Genomic DNA, 2,068 nt, shown 5'->3' with positions numbered 1-2,068 from the left:
GTCCGCTGCCGTCCCGTCCCGCCCAAGGCCCTGCCGTAGTTCGCGTGGAGTGCCCCTCGTGCCGTCCTACCCGTCCCGCCGGACCGTACTGACCGCCTCGCTCGCCGGTACCGCCGCGCTGCTCGCCACCGGCTGCTCCGGCGGCGAACCCGCCCGGCCCGCCGCCGCGCCCACCGCCGAGGCCCGGCTTCGGCGCGCCGCCGCCAGGGAGAGCGCGACGCTCCTCGACCGCTACGACGCGACCAGCGCCGCGCACCCCGCGCTCGCCGCCGCCCTCGCGCCTCTGCGCGAGGCCGTAGCCCAGCACATGAGGGCCTTCGGCGGCACACCCGCGCCCGCGCCGGGCACGGACGCGGGGCCCGACGCGGCGGAGTCGTCGGATGCCGACGATTCCCCGGACACGCCGGAGTCCCCGGACAAGCCGAACGCGCCCGTGCGGGTGCCCGAGGACGCGGGGGCGGCGCTGCGCGCGCTCGCCGACGCCGAACGCGCCGCCGCCGACCGGCGCACCGCCGCCCTGCTCGACGCCGCCCCCGAGACGGCCAGGCTGCTCGCGTCGGTCGCGGCGGCCGGAGCATCACACGGCTACCTGCTGACCGAACTGCTGCCGGAGGTGGCCTGAAAGCCATGGTCCGATCCGCCCTCCACACCACCCCGGCCGCCCGTACCGGCCCGGACGACGAGACCCACCCCGCGAGTTCCGCGCTGGCCGCCGCGCTGGCCGCCGAACACGCCGCCGTGTACGGCTACGGCGTCGTCGGCGGTCGGGTCGGCGAGGAGCGCCGCCGCGAGGCCCGCGAGGCCTACGACGCGCACCGCGCCAGACGCGACCAGCTCGTCCGCGCGATCCGGGCGGCGGGCGGCGAGCCGCCGCCCGCGCTGGCCGGCTACGCCCTGCCCTTCGACGTCGTCGACGCGGCCACCGCGCGGCGGCTGGCCGCCGAGATCGAGGACCGGATCGCCGGCGCCTACGCCGACCTCGTCCGGGCCACCGAGGGCCGTCGCAGACGCGAGGCGGCCGCCGCGCTGCGCGAAGCGGCGGTCCGGGCGACGCGCTGGCGCGGCGGCGGCGTAGCCTTCCCTGGGCTCGCCGAGCGCGGCGGGTCGCAGAACCGATAGACCCCGCAGCCGACCAGGGAAGGCACCTCACCGGAATGGTCCACCCCCCGCGCCTCGAACCACCCCAGCGGCTGGTAAGGAATCTGGGCAGCGCCCACCCCTGGCTGCGTGAAGTGGCCTCGGTGGCCGAGGAACTGATCGACCGTTGGCGGCTGCGGCCGGTACGGCTGGCGGCGCCCGGCGGCCGGGACAGCCTGGTGCTGCTCGTCGAGCAGGCCGACGGCGCCCCCGCGGCGCTGAAGCTCTCGTCGCTCGGAAGCCGACGGGTGGCGGCGGAGGCGGCGGCGCTCACCCGCTGGGACGGGCTGGGCGCGGTACGGCTGCTGCGCGCCGACGCGGACGCCGGCGCGCTGCTGCTGGAACGCCTCCAGGGCGAGGTGTCGCTGCGCTCGCTGCCCGAGCAGAAGGCGGTGCTGGAGGCCGCGTCGGTGCTGCGGCGGCTGTGGGTGCAGCCGGGCGACCATCCGTTCCCGACGGTCGCCGAACACACCGGCCACGCCGTCGAGACGCTGTTCGCCGCCGCCCCGGCGGAGCTGGCGTCGCTCGTGGAGGAGGCGCGGGCGAACCGCGAGCGGCTGCTCGCCGACGCCGGTGAAGGCGTGCTGCTGCACGGCGACTTCCGGCAGGGCGCGGTGCTCGCCGCGCCGGGCGACCGGGCGCCCTGGCTCGCAGTCGGGCCGCACCCGCTGGTCGGCGATCCCGCGTACGACCTGGCGCGGCTGGCCCGCGACCGGCTGCACGACCTGGTCGCCTCGCCGGGGGCCGCCGCGCAGGTGCGGCGGCGGTTGCGGCGCCTGGCGGACTCGCTGGAGCTGGACCAGGAGCGGCTGCGGGGGTGGGCGCACTACCGGGCGGTGGAGTCCGGGTTGCGGCATCTGGCGGCGGGCGACCGGGAGGACGGCGAGACGCTGCTGGAGTTCGCCGCCTGGGTGTGACCCCAACCCCACCC

Annotated in this window: 3 protein-coding genes; all 3 read left to right on the top strand. The window is 78.2% G+C overall.

Annotated features, from left to right (window positions below):
• The first annotated feature begins 58 nt into the window (after positions 1-58).
• The 3 genes from FNX44_RS26475 to FNX44_RS26465 are packed head-to-tail and all read left to right on the top strand — an operon-like array spanning position 59 to position 2,054.
• Positions 59-622, top strand: coding sequence for a hypothetical protein (locus tag FNX44_RS26475; protein WP_323369680.1), 564 nt, complete (start codon positions 59-61; stop codon positions 620-622).
• Between the two features lie 5 nt (positions 623-627).
• Positions 628-1,119, top strand: a complete 492-nt coding sequence (locus tag FNX44_RS26470; RefSeq protein ID WP_153507763.1) for a DUF4439 domain-containing protein — start codon at positions 628-630, stop codon at positions 1,117-1,119.
• A 35-nt stretch (positions 1,120-1,154) separates the two neighbouring features.
• Positions 1,155-2,054 carry an aminoglycoside phosphotransferase family protein gene (locus FNX44_RS26465; protein ID WP_153507762.1) on the top strand — a complete coding sequence of 300 codons (900 nt, stop codon included), beginning with the start codon at positions 1,155-1,157 and terminating at the stop codon, positions 2,052-2,054.
• Positions 2,055-2,068: the final 14 nt, after the last annotated feature.

The organism is Streptomyces alkaliterrae (assembly GCF_007097205.2).
Taxonomy (GTDB): Bacteria; Actinomycetota; Actinomycetes; order Streptomycetales; family Streptomycetaceae; genus Streptomyces; species Streptomyces alkaliterrae.
The sequence above is the reverse complement of the archived record's forward strand: the minus strand, read 5'-3'. Positions and strand labels throughout refer to the sequence as shown.

Bases quoted from the DNA above. Each gene is read 5' to 3' on its own strand.
- FNX44_RS26465 (WP_153507762.1), top strand. From the start codon at position 1,155: ATGGTCCACCCCCCGCGCCTCGAACCACCCCAGCGGCTGGTAAGGAAT.
- FNX44_RS26470 (WP_153507763.1), top strand. From the start codon at position 628: ATGGTCCGATCCGCCCTCCACACCACCCCGGCCGCCCGTACCGGCCCG.